The 19,469-nt window shown below is 50.8% G+C and carries 21 protein-coding genes; all 21 read left to right on the plus strand.

Annotation, left to right across the window (positions count from 1 at the left end; translation table 11 throughout):
- Positions 1 to 36: 36 nt before the first annotated feature.
- The 21 genes from PAEVO_RS03630 (at position 37) to PAEVO_RS03730 (ending at position 19,459) form a co-directional block, all read left to right on the plus strand.
- On the plus strand, positions 37 to 897 hold the full coding sequence (locus PAEVO_RS03630) for a heptaprenyl diphosphate synthase component 1 (RefSeq protein ID WP_100536313.1): 861 nt from the start codon (positions 37 to 39) through the stop codon (positions 895 to 897).
- A gap of 36 nt (positions 898 to 933) precedes the next feature.
- On the plus strand, positions 934 to 1,665 hold the full coding sequence (locus tag PAEVO_RS03635; RefSeq protein WP_165789699.1) for a demethylmenaquinone methyltransferase: 732 nt from the start codon (positions 934 to 936) through the stop codon (positions 1,663 to 1,665).
- Positions 1,658 to 2,530, plus strand: a complete 873-nt coding sequence (locus PAEVO_RS03640) for a UbiA-like polyprenyltransferase (RefSeq protein WP_100536315.1) — start codon at positions 1,658 to 1,660, stop codon at positions 2,528 to 2,530. Before PAEVO_RS03635 ends, PAEVO_RS03640 begins: the two co-directional genes overlap by 8 nt.
- Positions 2,530 to 3,132: a UbiX family flavin prenyltransferase gene (locus tag PAEVO_RS03645; RefSeq protein ID WP_100536316.1), complete on the plus strand. Its 603-nt coding sequence runs from the start codon at positions 2,530 to 2,532 to the stop codon at positions 3,130 to 3,132. The genes PAEVO_RS03640 and PAEVO_RS03645 overlap by 1 nt, the downstream gene beginning before the upstream one ends.
- A gap of 188 nt (positions 3,133 to 3,320) precedes the next feature.
- Positions 3,321 to 4,295, plus strand: a complete 975-nt coding sequence (locus tag PAEVO_RS03650; RefSeq protein WP_100539309.1) for a polyprenyl synthetase family protein — start codon at positions 3,321 to 3,323, stop codon at positions 4,293 to 4,295.
- A 111-nt stretch (positions 4,296 to 4,406) separates the two neighbouring features.
- On the plus strand, positions 4,407 to 4,850 hold the full coding sequence (ndk, locus tag PAEVO_RS03655; RefSeq protein WP_098743022.1) for a nucleoside-diphosphate kinase: 444 nt from the start codon (positions 4,407 to 4,409) through the stop codon (positions 4,848 to 4,850).
- A gap of 40 nt (positions 4,851 to 4,890) precedes the next feature.
- Positions 4,891 to 5,694, plus strand: coding sequence for a CheR family methyltransferase (locus PAEVO_RS03660; RefSeq protein ID WP_100536317.1), 804 nt, complete (start codon positions 4,891 to 4,893; stop codon positions 5,692 to 5,694).
- A 168-nt stretch (positions 5,695 to 5,862) separates the two neighbouring features.
- A complete protein-coding gene (gene aroC / locus PAEVO_RS03665) occupies positions 5,863 to 7,032 on the plus strand; it encodes a chorismate synthase (RefSeq protein ID WP_100536318.1) in 1,170 nt (389 codons plus the stop codon).
- Between the two features lies 1 nt (position 7,033).
- Positions 7,034 to 8,128, plus strand: a complete 1,095-nt coding sequence (gene aroB, locus PAEVO_RS03670) for a 3-dehydroquinate synthase (protein WP_100536319.1) — start codon at positions 7,034 to 7,036, stop codon at positions 8,126 to 8,128.
- A 3-nt stretch (positions 8,129 to 8,131) separates the two neighbouring features.
- Entirely contained in the window at positions 8,132 to 8,506 is a 375-nt protein-coding gene (aroH, locus tag PAEVO_RS03675; RefSeq protein WP_009595253.1) for a chorismate mutase, read from the plus strand.
- A 358-nt stretch (positions 8,507 to 8,864) separates the two neighbouring features.
- Positions 8,865 to 10,418, plus strand: a complete 1,554-nt coding sequence (trpE, locus tag PAEVO_RS03680) for an anthranilate synthase component I (RefSeq protein WP_100536320.1) — start codon at positions 8,865 to 8,867, stop codon at positions 10,416 to 10,418.
- A gap of 19 nt (positions 10,419 to 10,437) precedes the next feature.
- Positions 10,438 to 11,478, plus strand: a complete 1,041-nt coding sequence (gene trpD, locus PAEVO_RS03685; protein ID WP_100536321.1) for an anthranilate phosphoribosyltransferase — start codon at positions 10,438 to 10,440, stop codon at positions 11,476 to 11,478.
- Positions 11,468 to 12,277: an indole-3-glycerol phosphate synthase TrpC gene (trpC, locus tag PAEVO_RS03690; protein WP_100536322.1), complete on the plus strand. Its 810-nt coding sequence runs from the start codon at positions 11,468 to 11,470 to the stop codon at positions 12,275 to 12,277. The genes trpD and trpC overlap by 11 nt, the downstream gene beginning before the upstream one ends.
- 12 nt (positions 12,278 to 12,289) lie before the next feature.
- The gene (locus tag PAEVO_RS03695) at positions 12,290 to 12,964 is read left to right on the plus strand and encodes a phosphoribosylanthranilate isomerase (RefSeq protein ID WP_100536323.1); all 675 of its coding nucleotides are present in this window, start codon (positions 12,290 to 12,292) and stop codon (positions 12,962 to 12,964) included.
- Positions 12,961 to 14,157: a tryptophan synthase subunit beta gene (gene trpB, locus PAEVO_RS03700; protein ID WP_100536324.1), complete on the plus strand. Its 1,197-nt coding sequence runs from the start codon at positions 12,961 to 12,963 to the stop codon at positions 14,155 to 14,157. The genes PAEVO_RS03695 and trpB overlap by 4 nt, the downstream gene beginning before the upstream one ends.
- A complete protein-coding gene (gene trpA / locus PAEVO_RS03705; RefSeq protein ID WP_100536325.1) occupies positions 14,154 to 14,960 on the plus strand; it encodes a tryptophan synthase subunit alpha in 807 nt (268 codons plus the stop codon). Before trpB ends, trpA begins: the two co-directional genes overlap by 4 nt.
- A gap of 40 nt (positions 14,961 to 15,000) precedes the next feature.
- Positions 15,001 to 16,098, plus strand: coding sequence for a histidinol-phosphate transaminase (hisC, locus tag PAEVO_RS03710; protein ID WP_100536326.1), 1,098 nt, complete (start codon positions 15,001 to 15,003; stop codon positions 16,096 to 16,098).
- A gap of 53 nt (positions 16,099 to 16,151) precedes the next feature.
- Positions 16,152 to 17,240, plus strand: a complete 1,089-nt coding sequence (locus PAEVO_RS03715; RefSeq protein ID WP_207797446.1) for a prephenate dehydrogenase — start codon at positions 16,152 to 16,154, stop codon at positions 17,238 to 17,240.
- 410 nt (positions 17,241 to 17,650) lie between these two features.
- Positions 17,651 to 18,244, plus strand: a complete 594-nt coding sequence (locus tag PAEVO_RS03720; protein ID WP_015734542.1) for an RNA polymerase sigma factor — start codon at positions 17,651 to 17,653, stop codon at positions 18,242 to 18,244.
- Positions 18,241 to 18,843 (plus strand): anti-sigma factor family protein, encoded by a 603-nt coding sequence (locus PAEVO_RS03725; RefSeq protein WP_100536328.1) that lies wholly within the window; start codon positions 18,241 to 18,243, stop codon positions 18,841 to 18,843. Before PAEVO_RS03720 ends, PAEVO_RS03725 begins: the two co-directional genes overlap by 4 nt.
- Before the next feature lie 28 nt (positions 18,844 to 18,871).
- Positions 18,872 to 19,459: a histidine phosphatase family protein gene (locus PAEVO_RS03730; RefSeq protein ID WP_100536329.1), complete on the plus strand. Its 588-nt coding sequence runs from the start codon at positions 18,872 to 18,874 to the stop codon at positions 19,457 to 19,459.
- The last annotated feature ends 10 nt before the right edge of the window (positions 19,460 to 19,469 follow it).

The following is a 19,469-nucleotide window of genomic DNA, read 5'->3' on the forward strand; positions in this document are numbered from 1 at the left end:
TTGGACAAAAGAACATCAAGTGCACGGAGGCTGAGAATGAAACCGTATCGCGTACCAGAACTGGCAGAGAAATATTTAAATTATGATATGATTCAGAACCACACGGAACTTCCGAATTTTCCGGATGCCCGTGTTCATTTGCTATACATATTTTTAAAGGATTCGGGACGAAATCTTGCCGGACATGAAGAATTGTACGCACTGGTTACCTCACTGGTTCAGGTGGGACTCGATACGCATGAGAGCATCGACGTTACGGAGGGCAATCAAGGAGAGGCGATGATGCGATCCCGGCAGTTAAAAGTGCTCGCAGGGGATTATTTCAGCAGCCGTTTTTATCAACTCCTTGCCTTAAAGGGCGAAATTGCTGTCATCTCGCTTCTTAGCAAGGCTGTTAGCGAAGTTAACGTGATGAAGATGAGATTATACGGCAAAATGAAACAAACGCTGCTGCCTTCTGAAGAATATCTACGGCTAACGGTACAGCTGAATATGCAGCTGTTTCTTTCTTTTACTCCGCTGCTTGAGAAGTCCGTACAAGAAACATGGGAGAAGCTGCTCAAGGAAATTACGGAATGTGAGACGCTTGTTCAGGAGATGGAACGCTGTGCTACGCCTGAAATCGGCAGATGCGGATACGTGTACTGGCATCTGATCGAGTCGGGGAGCGACGAGGAACGGAAAATGCTGGTAGGCAAGAAGACGGATATGAAGGACTGGAGGAAGCTGATCCTGAAGCACAAGGTTTCGGAGAAGCTGCTGGACAAGCTGCGCGAGTCCGTTCATGCCGTACAGCTGCTGCTGGCAAGCCGTGTAGGAGAAAGCCCGTACGCTTGTATGCTGGACCCGTTCCTGAAACGGCTAAGCACGTACCGGTCCGTCGTAAGTGAAGGGTAGGGGGATGCTGTGGATAATCAAACAACCAAGTTAGACATGAGCAAGCATGACGGCAAAAATCCGAAAGAGCAATACGTACATTCCGTCTTTGAAAGCATTTCGGGAAAATATGATATTATGAATGACATTCTCAGCTTTCGAAGACATAAAGCCTGGCGCAAGTTTACGATGAAGAAGATGAATATGCGTCGCGGCGATACGGCCATCGATCTGTGCTGCGGTACTTGCGACTGGACGATCAGTATGGCACAGGCAAGTGAATCCGGACACATAGTTGGACTCGATTTCAGTGAGGGGATGCTGAATGTCGGCCGGGGGAAGGTTGCCAAACAGGGGCTGGACCAACAGATAGATCTGGTTCAGGGGAATGCCATGAGCCTGCCGTTCGAAGACAATCAGTTCGATTACGCGACGATCGGTTTCGGTCTTCGCAATGTGCCGGATTACATGCAGGTTCTGCATGAGATGAAACGCGTGGTTAAGCCTGGCGGGATGGTTGTATGTTTGGAACTGTCCAAGCCGACTTGGCAGCCGTTCAAAGGCATTTATTATTTCTACTTTCAACAAGTGCTGCCTCGGATGGGGAAACTGGTAGCCAAGCGTTACGAGCAGTATAAGTGGCTGCCGGAATCGCTGGCTTTGTTCCCAGGACGAGAGGAGCTTGCCGAAGCTTTCCGTCAGACCGGACTTAAACAGGTTCAGGCCTATCCCTTGACTGGTGGCATAGCAGCCTTACATATTGGGATCAAGGAGAATCTGGATGTTTAAGAAAATAGGAACTTATCTTGAAATGATTAAAGTGGAGCATACACTGTTTGCTCTACCTTTCGCTTTTATGGGGGCGATTCTAGGATCGGCCGTTGTGTTTGACCGTTTACCATCCTGGGGAGATATCGGCTGGATCTTTCTTGCCATGTTCGGTGCACGCAGCGCTGCCTTCGGATTGAATCGGCTCACGGACCAGCATATCGATGCCAAGAACCCCCGCACCGCAAATCGGGCCATTCCGGCAGGACTGCTGAAACCGCTGGAAGTTATCTTATTCATTATTCTGTCTTTCGCGGTATTTTTCTGGGCCACTTACATGCTGGATCCGTTTGCTTTCCGTTTGCTGCCTATCGCTATTTTTATGCTTATTATTTATTCATATACCAAACGGTTTACTTGGCTTTGTCATCTGGTGCTCGGGCTTACAACAGCATTGGCTCCGCTTGGCGGATGGGTTGCGGTAACCGGTCAAATCGACTGGAAGGCCATTGTGTTCTATATCGCGCTTGCGTTTTGGACAGCCGGATTTGATATTGTTTACGCTTGCCAGGATGAGAAGTTTGATGCCAAAGAAAGGCTGTACTCGATTCCATCCCGGTTCGGTTTGCATAAAGCGTTGTGGTTCGCCCGCGGCTTTCACGTAGTAACAGCCATCGGTTTTATCGTTCTTTTCTTTGTCACACCGGTTGGCTGGTGGTATCTGATCGGCATGATCATCGCCTGCGGAATTTTGTTCTATCAGCATTACATCTTGTCGCCGAACGATATGAGCCGTCTGCAAACCGCCTTTTTTACGATGAACAGCACACTGAGCATCATCCTGTTTGTATTCACTCTGATTGATTTGGTGGTGCGGTATATCTGATGAAATCCATGCGCAGAAAAAGCTGGGTTGTCGGTATTACGGGAGCCAGCGGCAGCATATACGGTGTTCGCCTCACCGAGAGCCTGCTCTCGCTGGGCTTTGATGTGCATTTGATCATTTCCAATGCGGGCTGGCGTGTCCTGAAGGAGGAAATGGGCTTTCAGGCGGGCAACCGCGAAGAAGTGCTGGCCGAGAAATTCGGCGGATACGAGGGGAGTGTGATGTACCATCCGATCTCTGACATCGGGGCTACGATAGCCAGTGGATCTTTCCTGGTGGAGGGCATGATCATTATGCCATGCTCCATGGGGACATTATCCTCGGTGGCACACGGCTCTTCCGACAATCTGATGGGACGCGCCGCGGATGTGATGCTGAAAGAAGGCCGTCCTCTGGTGCTTGTCCCGAGAGAAACGCCTCTGCATGCGATTCACCTGGAGAACATGCTGGCGCTGGCCAAGCTTGGCGTGAAAATCATTCCCGCGATGCCTGCGTTCTATTACGGACCGAAGACCATTGATGATATCGTGAATTTTCTGGTCGGCAAGGTATTGGACAGCTTACGCATTGAACATCAATTGTATACAAGATGGGGTGACTAGCAGGCCGGAGTGTATCGGGGAGTTAGCGGCTGCTGCAATTCTGCTTGACGAACCTGTGCTACGATTTTGGCGAACGACAACAGGAAGGGGTACGCTTATATTTCAAGTTCGTGGATGAACTTGGCCTGCTAAGATTGCAAGGTAGTGCCGGAGTTATGGAAAGAGAATCTAAGCATACGGGTGAAAAGATGAAACGATTTGACATATTCGGAACATTAAAAAAAGATATGGACGTTATCGAGAAGGAACTCTATCTCAGTGTCGAAGGCGACAGCCCCGAGCTGACAGAGACTTCTTTGCATCTGCTCCGAGCAGGGGGCAAGCGACTCCGTCCTGTTTTTGTGCTGATGGGCGGTAAGTTCGGCGACTATGACATTGACAAGCTGAAGCATGTGGCCGTGCCGCTCGAGATGATTCACAGCGCATCACTCGTTCACGATGACGTGATCGATGATGCGGACACGCGGCGCGGTAAGCCAACGGTAAAGGCGAAATGGGACAACCGGATTGCCATGTATACCGGCGACTATATTTACGGCAAGGCGCTGGAGTTGACGACCCACCTGAAGCAGCCAGAGATTCATCAAATTCTCGCCAAGGCCATGGTCGAGATGTCCATCGGCGAAATGGAGCAGATTCGTGATTTCTTTAATACCGATCAGGACGTCAGAAGGTACCTTCTTCGCATTCGCCGCAAGACGTCACTCTTGATCGCCGTCAGCTGCCAGCTCGGAGCACTGGCTGCGGATGCGGACCGCAAGGTCGCAAACGGTCTGTATCGATTCGGATATAACGTCGGCATGGCCTTTCAGATTCAGGACGATCTTCTGGATCTGTGCGGGACAGAGAAGCAGATTGGCAAGCCGCCGGGGAGTGATATGAGGCAGGGGAATATTACGCTGCCCGTTATATTTGCTCTCGAAGATAGCAAACGGAGGGAGCCGCTGCTGCAAGCGCTGGATCGGATTCATGCAATGAATGGCCAGTGTGATGTGACGGACGCCGTGGAGCTTGTAACCTCAAGCGATGGTATATCGAGATCTGAGGCGTTGGCTGATCGGTATATCCGTAAAGCATTGGCCGCATTGGATACTTTGCCTGACATCAAGACCAAAAAACAGCTTAGAGATATCGCAAATTTTATTACGAAGCGGTCATATTAGCCTTAACCATGAGGTTGCTTTCTGTTAAAATACGGGTACAAACATGTAACATCACCTGAGCATGGAATGATTGTTCAATATCCTAGAATGAGGGGAAGCGTGATGAGGCCAATGGAACGTACTTTTTTAATGATTAAACCCGATGGTGTACAGCGTGGGCTGATCGGCCGAATCGTCGGCCGTTTGGAGGATAAAGGATTCAAGCTGGTTGCAGGCAAGTTCCTGCAGATTTCAGACGAGCAGGCCAAGCGCCATTATGCGGAACATGAAGGCAAAGATTTTTTTGAGAACCTGGTTGGGTTTATCACGTCCGGACCGGTGTTTGCGATGGTTTGGGAAGGGGACGACATCATTGCTTTGTCCCGCCAGGTGATCGGCAAAACGAATGTGAAGGATGCGCTGCCCGGGACGATCCGGGGGGATTTTTCAGCCCATACGCCCCACAATCTGATTCATGGATCGGATTCACCGGAGAGCGCCCAACGCGAAATTGCCAATTTTTTTGAAGAGAAGGAATTAGTTGAATATAACAAGACGCTGTCCCCTTGGCTGTAAGCTAAGGAAGCGGAATAATCTGATTAAACAGGATGATACGATGACGGAACATGAACCTGTGCTGGATGATCCGGATTATATCGGCTTTGTTCGCAGTATCGAACGAAGCACGGGGATCAATCTGGCTGATTATAAAGAGGCCCAGATGAAGCGAAGGCTGACAACGCTGCGTATGAAGAAGGGGTTTGAAACCTTCTCGGCCTTCTATGACGCCATGATGAAGGACAAGCCATTATTTCATGAGTTTTTGGACCGGATGACAATTAACGTCTCGGAGTTTTGGCGCAATCCCAACCGGTGGGAAGTTCTCCGTGACAAAATATTGCCAGAGATATCCCGGCAGAATCCCGGGGTATTGAAAATATGGAGCGCCGCCTGCTCCACGGGTGAGGAGCCATATACGCTTGCCATGATACTGTCCGAACAGAAGATGCTGGGCCGTGCGCGAATCGCGGCGACGGATATTGATGATGGGGCATTACATAAAGCGAAGGAAGGCCTATATGTCGAGAGGTCATTGAAGGATGTGCCTCCGGATGTAGCCGCCCGCTATTTTAAGGAAGAGGGCTCGGTGTATCGCTTCAGTGAGCATTTGAAGAAGGAAGTCACCTTTCATAAGCAGAATCTGCTGACGGACCGGTTTGAGACTGGATATGATCTGATTGTTTGCCGAAACGTGATGATTTATTTCACGGAAGGGGCCAAGCATAAGCTGTACCAGAAGTTTGCGTCAAGCTTGAAGCCAGGCGGATTTTTGTTTGTGGGCAGCACGGAACAAATCTTTAATCCGGGACAATATGGCCTGGAGAGCAACGAAACCTTTTTCTACCGTAAAATTCAATAGAGACAGCTGTCAATCACGCAAAAGCGCTTTTCAATCCGTAGGATGAGAGGCGCTTTTGCTTGTCTTGCGACATTCTTGTCAAAGCGGTGGACCTATACTATAATGAGCAGAAGATATTTACGGAGTTTAGCGGTTTAACGCTTAAAAGTTTAAAGGGGGAAAAGCATCATGAGCTTACGCTTTTTAACTGCTGGGGAAACACACGGTCCTCAGTTGACAACCATAATCGAAGGACTTCCAAGTAATTTGGAGCTTGATTTCGAAGCATTGAACTTTCAGCTTCATCGGAGACAGAAGGGGTATGGCCGGGGGCGCCGCATGCAGATCGAGAAGGATACCGCGCAAATCCTTGGGGGCGTGCGTCACGGATATACAACCGGTGCGCCAATCGCCTTGGTCGTGCAGAATAACGACTGGAAGCATTGGCAGAACATTATGAACGTGGAGCCGATTGAAGGTAGCGACGAGGTGAAAAGACGGGTGCACCGCCCAAGACCGGGGCATGCCGACTTGAACGGCGGTTTGAAGTACAACCTGAAGGATCTGCGTAATGTGCTGGAACGCTCCAGTGCCCGTGAAACCACGGTTCGTGTAGCGGTTGGCGCTATCGCGAGACAATTCCTGGCACAATTCGGCGTTAAAGTGGCTGGCCAGGTCATCCGGATCGGCGAGATCGAAGCTCCCCCGCACAATCTTTCGATGGATGAGCTGATCGAGCGTACGGAAGCCTCCTCGGTTCGCGTGGTGGACGAAGAGACCGAGAAGAAAATGGAAGCCTACATAGACCAGATTAAAAAAGAAGGCGACTCCATCGGCGGCATCGTGGAATGCATCATCGAAGGAGTGCCGGTTGGACTGGGCAGCCATGTCCAATATGACCGCAAGCTGGATGGCCGCATCGCACAGGGCGTGATGTCGATTAATGCCTTTAAGGGCGTGGAGGTCGGAATCGGATTTGAAGCAGGCCAATTGCCCGGTTCCCAGGTGCATGACGAGATTATGTACAGTGCAGAGCGCGGGTATCACCGCGCAACCAATCGCCTGGGCGGATTTGAAGGCGGGATGACCAACGGCATGCCGATCGTCGTTCGCGGCGTCATGAAGCCGATTCCAACGCTGTACAAGCCGCTTCAAAGCGTGGATATCGATACGAAGGAAGCTTTCACGGCTCAGGTTGAACGCTCGGATGCCTGTGCGGTTCCGGCAGCCAGCGTTGTCATGGAGCATGTTGTTACCTGGGAGGTAGCAAAGGCGTTTCTTGAGAAGTTTGGCGGTGATTCGATGGAAGAGATTCATGCGAATTACCAGAGCTACCTGAAGCAGCTGGAGAACTACTAATATGAGAACACTTCAGGTGGAACTGGGAGAGCGTTCATATCCGATTTATATCGGAGCTGGGATTTTGGATACCATCGGTGAGCTGATCGCGAAGCATGGGATTACAAGGAAGAGCCCACATTTGATCGTTACGGATGATAAAGTGGCACCTCATTATTTGTCGCAAGTGGAGGAGTTGTTAAAATCGGAAGGATACACGGTTATTTCCCATATTGTCCCTTCCGGTGAATCCTCCAAGTCGCTTCAAGTCTATGAAGAGGTAATGACTACAGCTATTAACGGCAAGCTGGACCGCAGCTCGGCAGTATTCGCGCTGGGTGGAGGCGTTGTAGGTGATCTGGCCGGATTCGTCGCGGCAACGTACATGCGCGGCGTGACGTTTGTTCAGATCCCGACCACCATTCTGGCCCATGACAGCAGCGTCGGCGGCAAAGTGGCGGTCAACCATCCGTTAGCCAAAAATATGATCGGTGCGTTCCATCAACCCGTTATGGTCGTTTATGATGTGAATACGCTGATGTCACTGCCTCCGCGTGAGGTATCCTCAGGTCTTGCGGAAATGGTGAAGCATGGTTTGATCATGGACCGTGATTTTGCTTATTGGTGCCGGGAGAATGGTCAGAAGCTGCTGAGCCTGGATCCCGATACGTTGATATATGGCCTGGAGCGCGGCTGCGCGATCAAAGCGGACGTGGTTTCCCAGGACGAGCGGGAAGGCGGTTTGCGTGCCATCCTTAATCTGGGTCATACCATCGGTCATGCCATTGAAGCCGTTGGCGGCTACGGACGCTTTTTGCACGGTGAGGCGATTGCAATCGGAATGGCCGGTTCGGCCCGCCTTGCCGAAAAGCTCGGCAGACCATCGGATCTGCACGACGAGACAGTGAGCATGTTGAAGGCGGTCAATCTGCCGGTAACCTTGCCGGGTGACGTCTCGGTTGAGCGAATTATGGACGCTATGCAGCACGATAAAAAGTTCGCCGAGGGGAATATGGTATTTATCGTACCGGAATCCATCGGCACCGTCAGCATCGTTAAGGATGTACCGGTAGAAGCTGTTCGATCCGTGGTTGAACAGTTGAAGGGAGAGGGATAGTTCATGATGAATCGGGGAATCCGGGGGGCGACAACCGTCACCCGCAACGATGAGCAGGAGATTGTACAGGAAACGCTGCGGCTGCTTGAAGAGATGGTGAGACGAAACGAGCTTCAGCCGGAGTATATCAGCAACATATGGATTACGATGACACAGGATCTGGATGCGACATTTCCGGCGAAAGCGATACGTCAGCTGGAGGGCTGGGATCTCGTCCCTTTAATGTGTTCGGTTGAAATACCGGTTCAAGGCAGTCTGCCGCGCTGCATCCGGTTTATGGTGCAGGTCAATACGGATAAAAGCCAGAGCGAGATTAAGCATGTGTATTTGAACGAAGCCAAGCGGCTGCGTCCGGATTTATCAGGCTCCAACGCTTGATGTAGAAATTTAGGGTTGCAGTAACACGGCATCATCCTGTATAGTGATATCAGAATAGCTGAGTAGAGTTAGGTTTTACAGATGAGTTGAGTTGAGAAGAGCTGAGGCATTTTAGGTAATAACATAATCGGGATTAAGGATGAACTTGATTTCATGATGAATAGTACAGCATGTTCGTACGGCTGGTTACAAGCCTATTTCTTGTATCCGTCTTTGGAACAATAGCCGCTGTAGTTCGTCGTTGAATGGGTTGGAATTCCTTGACCGCGCTCTTTTTTTCATAGACTTTTTCTGAACATTAACCTCTACTTCGGTAGAGGTTTTTTTGTTGTATATCATCAATTAAGGAGGGATTGACATGGCGAATCCATCAATGGAGCAAGTGGTGGCTATGGCAGGTGAATATAACCTGATTCCGGTAGCGATCAGACTGTTAGCCGACATGGAAACCCCGATTCGCATTTTTCAGCGGTATGCGGAGCGGAAACGGGCATTTTTACTTGAAAGCGTTGAGGGTGGAGTACAGTGGGCGCGGTATTCGTTTATCGGAACAGACCCCTTCTTAATGATCACGGGCAAAAAAGGCAAGATCGAAATTGAAAGGAACGGAGAGCGTTCCCTGCTGGAAGGAAAACCTGTCGAGGAGTTAAAGGCGCTGCTGCGGACGTACCGCAGCCCGCAGCTGAAGGAGATGCCTCCTTTTACCGGAGGGGCTATCGGATTTTTCGGATATGACCTGCTCCAATATTATGAGAAGCTTCCGCCACATGCGATGGACGATCTCGGAATGGATGATATCCGGTTCATGTTTTGCGATCAAGTCATTGTCTTCGACCATGTGAAGCAGCAGATCATGCTGGTGGGCAACGTGCACGTGAAACCTGGAGATTCGGACGATACCATCCGTCAGACCTACATGGAGGTATGCCGTGCCCTGGAAGCGGCGGCCGAGCAGCTGCAAGAACAGGGACCGCGGGAGAACGTGAACTCCAGAGGCATTCCGGCTGATGTTGATATGGGTGACATTAAATCCAATATGACAAAAGAGAAGTACCTTTCCAACGTGGATCAAGCGAAGGAATACATTCGCGCAGGTGACATTTTTCAGGTGGTATTGTCCCAGCGCTTTCACATTGAGACCGAAGTATCGCCGCTTCACGTCTACCGGGTGCTGAGAACGCTGAATCCTTCGCCGTATATGTATTATCTCAAAATGGACGACGACATTATCGTAGGAACCTCGCCGGAAGCTCTGGTGAAGGTAGATGGACGAAGATTGGAAACAAGACCGATTGCAGGCACCAGACCTAGGGGCCGTGATGAGGCCGAAGACCAGGCGCTGGCTGATGATCTGCTGCAGGACGAGAAGGAACGCGCCGAGCATTTGATGCTGGTGGATCTGGGCCGCAATGACCTAGGCCGTGTGTCAGAGTTCGGCACGGTGAAGTGCGACACGTTCATGGAGATTGAAAAATACTCCCACGTGATGCATATGGTATCCAGCGTTTCCGGTCAGCTGAGCAAGGATAAGGATTTCTTCGATGCTTTTCTGTCCTGCTTGCCGGCAGGAACGGTATCCGGTGCTCCGAAACTAAGGGCAATGGAGATCATTGCCGAGTTGGAGCGGGAGGCCAGAGGCGCATATGCGGGGGCCATCGGTTATCTGGGCTTTGGCGGCAACATGGATTCCTGCATTACGATCCGTACGATCATTTTTCGTCATGGCAAAGCTTACGTCCAGGCGGGGGCTGGCATCGTATGGGACTCGGTACCGGAGAAGGAATATGAAGAAACCGTCAACAAAGCCAAGGGGATGCTGAAGGCGATCCGCGTCGCGGAAGCGATGTTCCCGTCCAGCACGGGTGCTAACGATTTAATTAATCAGGATTACCTGTACCAATACACACCTTAAACCGAAGGAGGAGAACGTAATGAACGTCATGGAAACGATGCAATCCAGCCTTACGAAGCTGATTCAAGGTCAAGATCTGAGCCGGGAGGAAGCGCGCGGGGTCATGCAGTCCATTATGGAAGGCCAGGCAACCCATTCTCAAATCGGGGCGCTGCTTACGGCCTTGAGAATGAAGGGGGAGACGGTCGAAGAGATCACCGGCTTTGCCGAGGCGATGCGTGGTGCGGGCGGGCGCGTCGTTACCGAGCGAAACCAGCTGCTGGATACATGCGGCACCGGTGGATCCGGCATTCATAAATTTAACATTTCTACCGTATCCGCCATTATCTCCTCCTCGGTTTCGGTCAGAGTGGCCAAACACGGCAACCGCTCGGCATCGGGACGGGCGGGCAGTGCCGATGTGCTGGAGGCTCTGGGCGTCAATATTCACTTGACGGCAGAGCAAGCGACAGCCTGTCTGAACGATATCGGCATCTGTTTCCTATTTGCCCAAATCTATCATCCATCGATGAAATATGCGGCTGCTCCTCGCAAAGAGCTCGGGGTTCGAACCGTATTTAACATGCTGGGGCCTTTGACAAACCCGGCGGGGGCAGATCGGCAGATGCTCGGGATCTACGATATGAACAAAACGGAAACCATCGCGCAGGTGCTCAAAGAGCTTGGCTTGAAGCGGGCCATGGTGGTAACCAGCCATGACGGTTTGGATGAAATCAGCATCTCTGCGCCTACTCGAGTATCCGAGCTCCGCGGCGGAGAAGTCCGAACGTATGATATTCATCCGCATGATCTGGGACTGTCGGTTCATCCGATGAGCGATATTCTGGGTGGCGATGCAAAAGAGAACGCGGCCATCATCGGATCGGTGCTGCGTGGTGAGCGCAGTGCTTATCGGGATATCGTGCTTGCCAATGCCGGTGCCTGCATCTATGTGTCCGGGCTTGCGGATAGTTTGGCCGAAGGTGTGCAGCGCGCAGCGGGAGCCATCGATTCAGGGCTGGCTCAGTCCAAGCTGGAGCAGCTGATCTCAAGAACGGGGGAAATGAGTTATGTATCTTGATCGAATAGTAGAAACGAAGCGCAGAGAGGTTGCTCAGCTGCGAGATACATTCAGCATCTCGGAGGCGGAGAGGCAAATAGCGGATTTACCGCCGACTCTCGGTTTTGAGAAGGCGTTGTCCACGGGGCGTAAACGCAGCATGGGATTAATCGCCGAGGTGAAGAAGGCTTCGCCGTCCAAAGGGTTAATTCGTCCGGACTTTGACCCGGTTATGATCGCCAAAGCTTATGAGGCAGCCGATGCCGATTGCCTATCCGTGCTGACCGACATGGACTATTTTCAGGGTAGCGGAGAGTATTTGAAGGCGGTAAGGGCAGCCGTCAACATTCCTTTGCTGCGCAAGGATTTTATTATTGACGAGACTCAGATTTACGAAGCGCGCCTGTTAGGTGCGGACGCGGTTCTCTTGATAGCGAGCATACTGGATCCGCAGCGGATCGCGAATTTTATAGACATCGCTGGTTCCATTGGCTTGGATTGCCTGATTGAGGTCCATGATGGGCAAGAGCTGGAATCGGTTCTTGGGCTGGGAACGGCGCAGCTTATCGGGATTAACAACCGCAATCTGCGGACATTTGAAACCTCGCTGCAGACAACGGCCGATATCGCGGCACAAGTCCCGGAGGGAGTTACGTTGATCAGCGAGAGCGGAATATCAGGCCCCGCCGATATTTCCTACTTGCATTATGTTGGGGCACATGGTGTTCTGGTAGGGGAGCATTTCATGCGCCAGCAGGACGTGTTCCGCGCGGTAAACGATCTGATGGGACCCTTGCCGATCGCTGCAGACATCGAATAAAGGGGATATTGGATGATGAGTACGACGCTAAAAATATGTGGACTTCAAAGCGTTGAAGTGCTAAAATCTATGATAAACTTACCTGTGGATTATATCGGATTCGTATTGGCCAAGAGTCGGCGTAAGGTAACGCCGCAGCAGGCTTCGCAGCTGATGCAAGTATTGCGGGAATGGGATCATGACAAGATTCCCGCCGCTGTCGGCGTCTTGGTTAACCCTGATGTGAATGAGCTGGAAGAGCTTCTACGAGAAGCAGCGCTTGACGTCGTGCAGCTGCATGGTCAGGAATCGCCGCAATTTTGCCGGGAAGTGAAGGAGCGCTTCCCGGTTTCCGTTTTTAAGGCGGTATCGATCGAGAGTGACCGTCCGGAAGCGGAACGTCTGTCAGCATTGGATGCGTATGCGGGCGCCATCGACGGATTGCTGATCGACACGTACGATCCGGTGTATGGCGGAGGGTCTGGCAAGACATTTGCCTGGGAGCTCATTCCGCCTTACCAGAAGTGGGCGAAAAAGCAAGGGATCCCCTTGTTTGTAGCCGGCGGATTGGATTCGGATAATGTATCGCATTTAATAGGTCAGTACGCTCCGTACGGCGTGGATGTATCCAGCGGCGTTGAGAGCGAACCTGGCGTAAAGGATATAAACAAAGTGATTGCATTCGTAGAAAGGGTGAAGGGGAAATGACACAACTTCCTGACCGTAATGGACGTTTCGGAGTGTTTGGTGGCCGGTTCGTACCGGAAACACTCATGAACGCTTTAATAGAGCTTGAACAAGAGTATAACCGCTTTTCGGAGGATCCTGCCTTCAAAGAGGAGATTGCTTATTTGCTTAAACAGTATTCCGGACGGGAAACGCCGTTATATTATGCCGAACGACTCAGCAATCACCTCGGCAAGGCGAAAATTTATCTGAAGCGTGAGGATTTGAATCATACAGGCGCACACAAAATCAACAACGCCATTGCTCAAGGCGTGTTAGCCAAGCGCATGGGCAAAGGCAAGGTCATTGCCGAAACGGGTGCCGGGCAGCATGGCGTTGCCACTGCAACCGTAGCCGCTCTGCTCGGTCTCGAATGCAAGGTGTTCATGGGCGAAGAGGACACCAAACGGCAGCAGTTGAATGTATTCCGCATGAAAATGCTCGGTGCCGAAGTGATTCCGGTGACGTCGGGAAGCCGAACGCTTAAAGATGCCGGCAACGAGGCGCTTCGTTACTGGGTCAGCAACGTAGAGGATACCTTCTACGTGCTTGGATCCGCAGTAGGTCCGCATCCGTATCCGATGATGGTGCGGAACTTTCAGCGGATCATCGGTGACGAGACCCGCAAACAGATTCTGGAGACGGAAGGAAGACTTCCAAACGTGATTCTTGCACCAATCGGGGGAGGAAGCAATGCGATCGGCATGTTCTACCCGTTTCTGGAAGATAAGGAAGTCGGTTTGATCGGTGTCGAAGCAGCCGGCAAAGGGGTAGATACCGATTTTCATGCGGCTACCATGTCCAAGGGGACCCAGGGCGTATTTCAGGGATCGATGAGTTATTTGCTTCAGGATGAGTATGGACAGGTTCAGGAGGCGCATTCCATTTCTGCCGGCCTTGATTATCCCGGCGTTGGGCCTGAGCATTCCTACTTAAAAGATATTGAGCGTGTGCAGTATGTGCCTATAACCGACCAAGAGGCATTGAATGCCTTGCAGCTGCTTTGCCGCACGGAAGGCATTATACCCGCGCTGGAATCCGCGCATGCCGTAGCGCAAGCAGTAAAAATGGCGTCCGCGTGGACCGAAGACGATATTGTCGTCATTAATTTGTCCGGTCGCGGTGACAAGGACGTGGAGTCCATCATGGCTTACACGGGAGGGAAAACCGAATGAACCGAATCGACCAGACCTTTGCGTCGTTGAAACAGCAAAACAAGACGGCCCTGATTCCTTATTTGACCGTTGGGGATCCGGACGTAAAGTCGACGCTGGATATTATTGATGAGCTTGAAATTGCAGGGGCCGATATGATCGAACTCGGCGTTCCTTATTCTGACCCACTCGCCGATGGCCCGGTCATTCAGCGTGCTTCCGAGCGCGCCCTGAAGAGCAAGGTGACCATTCGCACTTGCATGGAGACCGCACACTTGGCGAGAGAACGGGGCAGCAAGCTGCCGTTCATTCTGTTCACCTATTACAATCCGGTTCTGCAGACCGGACTGGATGTCTTCTTCGAAGAAGTGGTAAGGCATGATATCAGCGGACTGATCATTCCGGATCTGCCGGTGGAAGAATCCGAAGAGGTTCGGAAACGGGCTCATGCCGCGGACGTTCACCTAATTCCGCTGGTGGCACCTACTTCCCATGAACGGATTGCGAGCATCGCTTCGGAAGCGACCGGCTTTGTATATTGCGTATCCTCGCTTGGCGTGACAGGCGAGCGCACCGATTTTTATACGGGAGTGGAATCATTCCTTGAAACGGTGAAGCAGTACAGTAACGTGCCAATCGCGATTGGCTTTGGTATTTCGTCGGGCGAACAAGTTGCCAGATTCTCGAAAATCTGCGACGGCGTCGTTGTTGGCAGTGCTATTGTGCGTCAGATCGAATCAACCATTCCTCTGCTTGAGAAGGAAGAGACAAGACGGCAGGGACTTTTGCAAATCAGAGAGTTTGTGGCACAATTAAAAGGATAGTGTTGTGTTAAGCAGTTATGAAAGGTGAGGCGAATAACAAATGAAACCGAAAGCGCAAATTGTTAATCTTCCTGTATATCAACCCGGGAAGCCAATCGAAGAAGTCAAAAAAGAATTAGGCCTGGATGTTGTCATTAAACTGGCCTCCAACGAGAATCCGTATGGCTGCTCGCCGCGCGCAACCGAAGCGATTACCGCTGAACTGGGAGCGCTCAGCCTGTATCCGGATGGTAGTGCAGCCGATTTAACGGCGGAGCTTGCTGACCAGCTTGGCATTGAACGCAATCAGATTATTTTTGGATGCGGATCCGATGAAATCATCGCTCTCATTATTCGGGCGTTCCTGGAGCCGGGAGACGAAACCATTATGGCCGATCAGACCTTCTCGGTTTATAAAACGAATGCAGATATTGAAGGTGCAACAAGCATTGAGGTACCTCTGGTTAACGGGAAGCATGATCTGCCGGGCATGGCAAAAGCCGTTACGGACAAAACCAAAATCATTTGGGTGTGCAATCCGAATAATCCGACCGGAACCATCGTTTCTGAAAGCGAGCTGGTATCTTTCCTGGATGAAGTTCCTGCTCACGTGATGGTTGTTCTCGATGAAGCTTATTATGAGTATGTTACGGACGCTTCGTATCCGGCCAGCATCCAATTAATGGAGCGTTATCCGAATCTGGTCATCCTGCGTACCTTCTCCAAAATATACGGCCTGGCTGCACTTCGCATCGGCTACGGCATGGGGCAGACTGAGGTTATCTCCTTAATTAACCGAGTGCGTGAGCCGTTTAATACAGGACGTCTGGCCCAGGTAGCGGCGAAGGCAGCTCTGAAAGATCAGGAGTTCGTAGCTAAATGCCGTCAATTGAATGCCGAGGGAATCACTTATGTCCAGCGAGAGTTTGATCGTCTTGGGTTATCCTATTTTCCTGCGAACGGGAACTTCATCATGGTGGATGTGAAAAAGCCGGGCACCGAAGTGTTCAAGTCCCTGCTAAGCAAAGGCATTATCGTACGTCCTGGATTTGAAGTATACCCGAACTACATTCGCGTAACCGTTGGCTCTGAAGAACAGAACAAGGCTTTCATCGGCGCATTGGAACAAGTGCTGCAAGAAGTGAATGCACCAGCCTAATCTAATGACATAACAATAATCGCAGCTTGAAACGAGTGAGAGAGAACATGACCATGCAAATTTCTATATTCGGCGTCGGCTTGATCGGCGGTTCGTTAGCTTTAAATTTCAAAGGAAAACCAGGCATAACCGTTACCGGTTATGCCCACACGCAAGAATATGCGGACCAGGTCATCGCCAAGGGTGTTGTCGATAAAGTTACGCTTTCGGTAGGAGAAGCTGCCCAGGACGCGGACATCATATTTTTGTGTGTTCCGGTAGGAAGTCTGGAGATGTACATAAAACGTCTGAGTGAAATGCAGCTTAAACCCGGGTGCATTATTACGGATGTAGGCAGTACCAAAGCGAGTATTGCCGAATGCGCATCCCGGCTTGCGCTTAAGGATGCCTATTTTATCGGAGGTCATCCGATGGCCGGCTCGGAAAGATCCGGCGTAGGCGCTGCTTCCACCGTATTATTCGAGAATGCATATTATGTGCTTACTCCACCGGATGAAGTCCCACAGGAGAAGCTGGACGTACTTGTAGAGCTTCTGTCGTATACGCGTGCACATATTGTCAAGGTTGATCCAAGACTGCACGATGAAATTGTTGGAGCCATCAGTCATCTGCCTCATGTGATCGCCGTGGCTTTGGTGAACCAGATCAGCTCCTACAATGACGATAATCCATTGTACCGTACGCTGGCTGCAGGAGGTTTTCGGGATATTACCCGTATTGCTTCCAGCGACCCGGTCGTTTGGCGGGACATTCTATTAAATAATCGAAATGTCATGCTGCCGCTGTTACGAGACTGGAACGAAGGCATCCAGCGTTTCATGGATATGCTGGAGTCGAAGGACGGGGCGGCTATTGAAGAGGCCTTCCGCAGAGCGGGGGAATTCCGCAGCGTGCTCCCAGAGCGACGGAAGGGGATGATTGTATCCCAATACGATCTGTATCTGGACGTGCCTGACCATCCGGGTATCATCGGCCGCATAGCGACGGATTTAGGGACGAATAGCATCAACCTTAGCAACATGCAGATTATCGAGAGTCGGGAAGATGTGCCGGGCGTGATGCGCCTTTCCTTCCGCAATGAAATCGAGCAGGAGCGGGCTAAAGAGCTATTGTTGTCGCAAGGACACTCGGTGTACCAGTAATTTTCCGGTTGTTTTTAAACAACCGGAAATAAATGCGTTTTCAGTGTTGACAAAATGAAAACGTATACATATAATAAAAGTACAGTATGGTTTCTCTCCACTCCTATCCAAAATATTGCACTGTGTGCAACCGCCTTCAATGTTGAAGGCGGATTTTTTTTGTCTTTTTTCCTATCCGTGGCAAACCTGCTGCCACAAACCTGAACTTTTCTCCAATATGTGCTATAATGCTAGAGTGCTAGTGTAGAAGATTTGGGGAAATTGCCAAATACATAGAATAGTCAGACATCTTGAGGCGTAACTATATATGGTTTGACGGTACTTTTGCACAAATCCATGATCATTGCATCCGCGGAGATGTAAAGGACAGGGAAGAGGCACCGGATGGTGAAGGAGGAACGAAAAATCATATGACGGATTCCCAACTAATCCAAGAAATTAAGCAAGGCAATACCGAACTTTATTCCGAATTAATGCGGCGTTATCAGAGAAAAATATTAGCGTTTGTCTATCATATGTTAAAAAGTTCGCACATGGAGCTTATGGCTGAAGATTTATGTTCGGAAACATTTTATAAGGCGTTCCGGAGTTTGCACTCATTCCGGGAAGTGGATGCATCCTTCTCGACTTGGCTCTATACCATTGCCCGCAACACCGTGCTCAGCGAACTGCGCAAGCATCGGAGCGGCACATTGCCGCTGGAGGAGAGCGGGGTCGTGCCTGTGGCTCCACTGGAGGTTGCTCCTGAACAGGCGATACTACGCAGTGAACGAGTACATATGGTAAGGGAAGCAATTAATAATTTACCGGAGAAACAGAGATCGGCGCTGATTCTTCGGGAGTATGATCAACTGGATTATCAGGAAATCGCAGATATTTTAGGTCAAAGCGTCAGTTCGGTTAAGTCATTGTTGTTCAGAGCTCGCGGCAGTGTCAAAATTCAGCTCGAACCCTATTTTTATGAGCCGGTTTTTGAGGATCTGAGAGGGATGAAGAATAGATGACTTGCGATGAAGCCCAAGAGCTGATGGAAACGGTCTGGGATTTGCCGGACAATGATCTGCAGCGACAACGGCTGATCGCACATGTTCAAACCTGCAGCTCGTGTGCAGCGGAGTACGAAATGTGGGTGGAAAGCCAGAACATGGTTCATGTTCTGGAACATGAGATCCCCGACATGGACGCTGAACAGATCAACCGCAACGTGATGGACCGCATCTATCGCGATTTCCCATGGCTGGTGGAGGAAACATCTAAGAGCCGGGCGGTAAGCCGAGTGTTCCGCAAGCGGCTGACTTTCATGATTGCCGGTTTTTTGGCTCTATTTGTTTGCAGCTTCGTTTATTTTGCAGCGACCGGCAACCAGCCGGAGCCGGTTCCGGAAGCGGTAACGACAGGGATCATCCCTACGGGGGTGGCTGACACGGCCCAAACCCTGAACTCTCAGGACGATTACAACATTCCGAAAACGAACAGCGGCATTATTGATCCTTTTGTGGTTGATATGAGCCCGACCCAGCCAGAATATTGGATGATACTATCCCTGTTGGGCATTGGATTCGCCATGTTTTTCCTGAAGAGATTAAATCGGGTCAGAAGATGAAAAATGGTTAGGATGGAGGAGATGCGGCATGCAAATCGGCTTGGTTCGTCATGGATTAACGGATTGGAATGCGTTAGGCAAAATCCAAGGCCAAACGGACATTCCACTGAATGAGGAAGGTCGTCGTCAAGCGCGTTTGCTTGGGGATAGACTTCTGCAGGAGCCTTACCGATGGGACTTTGCGGTTAGCAGCGGACTCTCCCGTGCTGAGGAAACAGCTAAGATCATCTCGTCCATGCTGAACATTCCATTAATGCCACCGGATAACCGTTTGCGCGAGCGCAAGTACGGTCAGGTGGAAGGTTTGACAGCGGAGGAGCGTGAATCCCGGTTCGGTGCTGATTGGCATCTGTTGGATTTGGGACAGGAGACGGATCTGGAGCTCCAATCCAGAGGGCTTGTCTTTCTGGATGATATGTGGCATAAACACCCGGATGCCAATATTTTGGTTGTCAGCCACGGTGGATTTTTAGCGCAGCTATACAGGCTGGTGTGCCGCGGCGTTCTGAGCGAGCGGATCGGCAATCTGTCGCTTACGGTCCTGGAGAGAAAAGACGATGACTGGTCGCCCCTGCTGTTTAACTGTACCAAACATCTGTTGACAAAACAGTCGTAACATGGAGCTT

Source organism: Paenibacillus sp. GM2FR (genome assembly GCF_002803325.1).
Classification (GTDB): Bacteria; Bacillota; Bacilli; order Paenibacillales; family Paenibacillaceae; genus Paenibacillus_AQ; species Paenibacillus_AQ lautus.

Excerpts from the sequence above, each read along its gene's own strand:
- trpE (WP_100536320.1), top strand. The coding sequence starts at position 8,865 with ATGGCGAATCCATCAATGGAGCAAGTGGTGGCTATGGCAGGTGAATAT.
- PAEVO_RS03630 (WP_100536313.1), top strand. The coding sequence starts at position 37 with ATGAAACCGTATCGCGTACCAGAACTGGCAGAGAAATATTTAAATTAT.
- hisC (WP_100536326.1), top strand. The coding sequence starts at position 15,001 with ATGAAACCGAAAGCGCAAATTGTTAATCTTCCTGTATATCAACCCGGG.
- aroC (WP_100536318.1), top strand. The coding sequence starts at position 5,863 with ATGAGCTTACGCTTTTTAACTGCTGGGGAAACACACGGTCCTCAGTTG.
- PAEVO_RS03645 (WP_100536316.1), top strand. The coding sequence starts at position 2,530 with ATGAAATCCATGCGCAGAAAAAGCTGGGTTGTCGGTATTACGGGAGCC.
- trpA (WP_100536325.1), top strand. The coding sequence starts at position 14,154 with ATGAACCGAATCGACCAGACCTTTGCGTCGTTGAAACAGCAAAACAAG.
- ndk (WP_098743022.1), top strand. The coding sequence starts at position 4,407 with ATGGAACGTACTTTTTTAATGATTAAACCCGATGGTGTACAGCGTGGG.
- PAEVO_RS03635 (WP_165789699.1), top strand. The coding sequence starts at position 934 with ATGAGCAAGCATGACGGCAAAAATCCGAAAGAGCAATACGTACATTCC.
- trpB (WP_100536324.1), top strand. The coding sequence starts at position 12,961 with ATGACACAACTTCCTGACCGTAATGGACGTTTCGGAGTGTTTGGTGGC.
- PAEVO_RS03720 (WP_015734542.1), top strand. The coding sequence starts at position 17,651 with ATGACGGATTCCCAACTAATCCAAGAAATTAAGCAAGGCAATACCGAA.
- aroB (WP_100536319.1), top strand. The coding sequence starts at position 7,034 with ATGAGAACACTTCAGGTGGAACTGGGAGAGCGTTCATATCCGATTTAT.
- PAEVO_RS03695 (WP_100536323.1), top strand. The coding sequence starts at position 12,290 with ATGATGAGTACGACGCTAAAAATATGTGGACTTCAAAGCGTTGAAGTG.
- PAEVO_RS03725 (WP_100536328.1), top strand. The coding sequence starts at position 18,241 with ATGACTTGCGATGAAGCCCAAGAGCTGATGGAAACGGTCTGGGATTTG.
- trpC (WP_100536322.1), top strand. The coding sequence starts at position 11,468 with ATGTATCTTGATCGAATAGTAGAAACGAAGCGCAGAGAGGTTGCTCAG.
- trpD (WP_100536321.1), top strand. The coding sequence starts at position 10,438 with ATGAACGTCATGGAAACGATGCAATCCAGCCTTACGAAGCTGATTCAA.
- PAEVO_RS03715 (WP_207797446.1), top strand. The coding sequence starts at position 16,152 with ATGCAAATTTCTATATTCGGCGTCGGCTTGATCGGCGGTTCGTTAGCT.
- aroH (WP_009595253.1), top strand. The coding sequence starts at position 8,132 with ATGATGAATCGGGGAATCCGGGGGGCGACAACCGTCACCCGCAACGAT.
- PAEVO_RS03730 (WP_100536329.1), top strand. The coding sequence starts at position 18,872 with ATGCAAATCGGCTTGGTTCGTCATGGATTAACGGATTGGAATGCGTTA.
- PAEVO_RS03640 (WP_100536315.1), top strand. The coding sequence starts at position 1,658 with ATGTTTAAGAAAATAGGAACTTATCTTGAAATGATTAAAGTGGAGCAT.
- PAEVO_RS03650 (WP_100539309.1), top strand. The coding sequence starts at position 3,321 with ATGAAACGATTTGACATATTCGGAACATTAAAAAAAGATATGGACGTT.
- PAEVO_RS03660 (WP_100536317.1), top strand. The coding sequence starts at position 4,891 with ATGACGGAACATGAACCTGTGCTGGATGATCCGGATTATATCGGCTTT.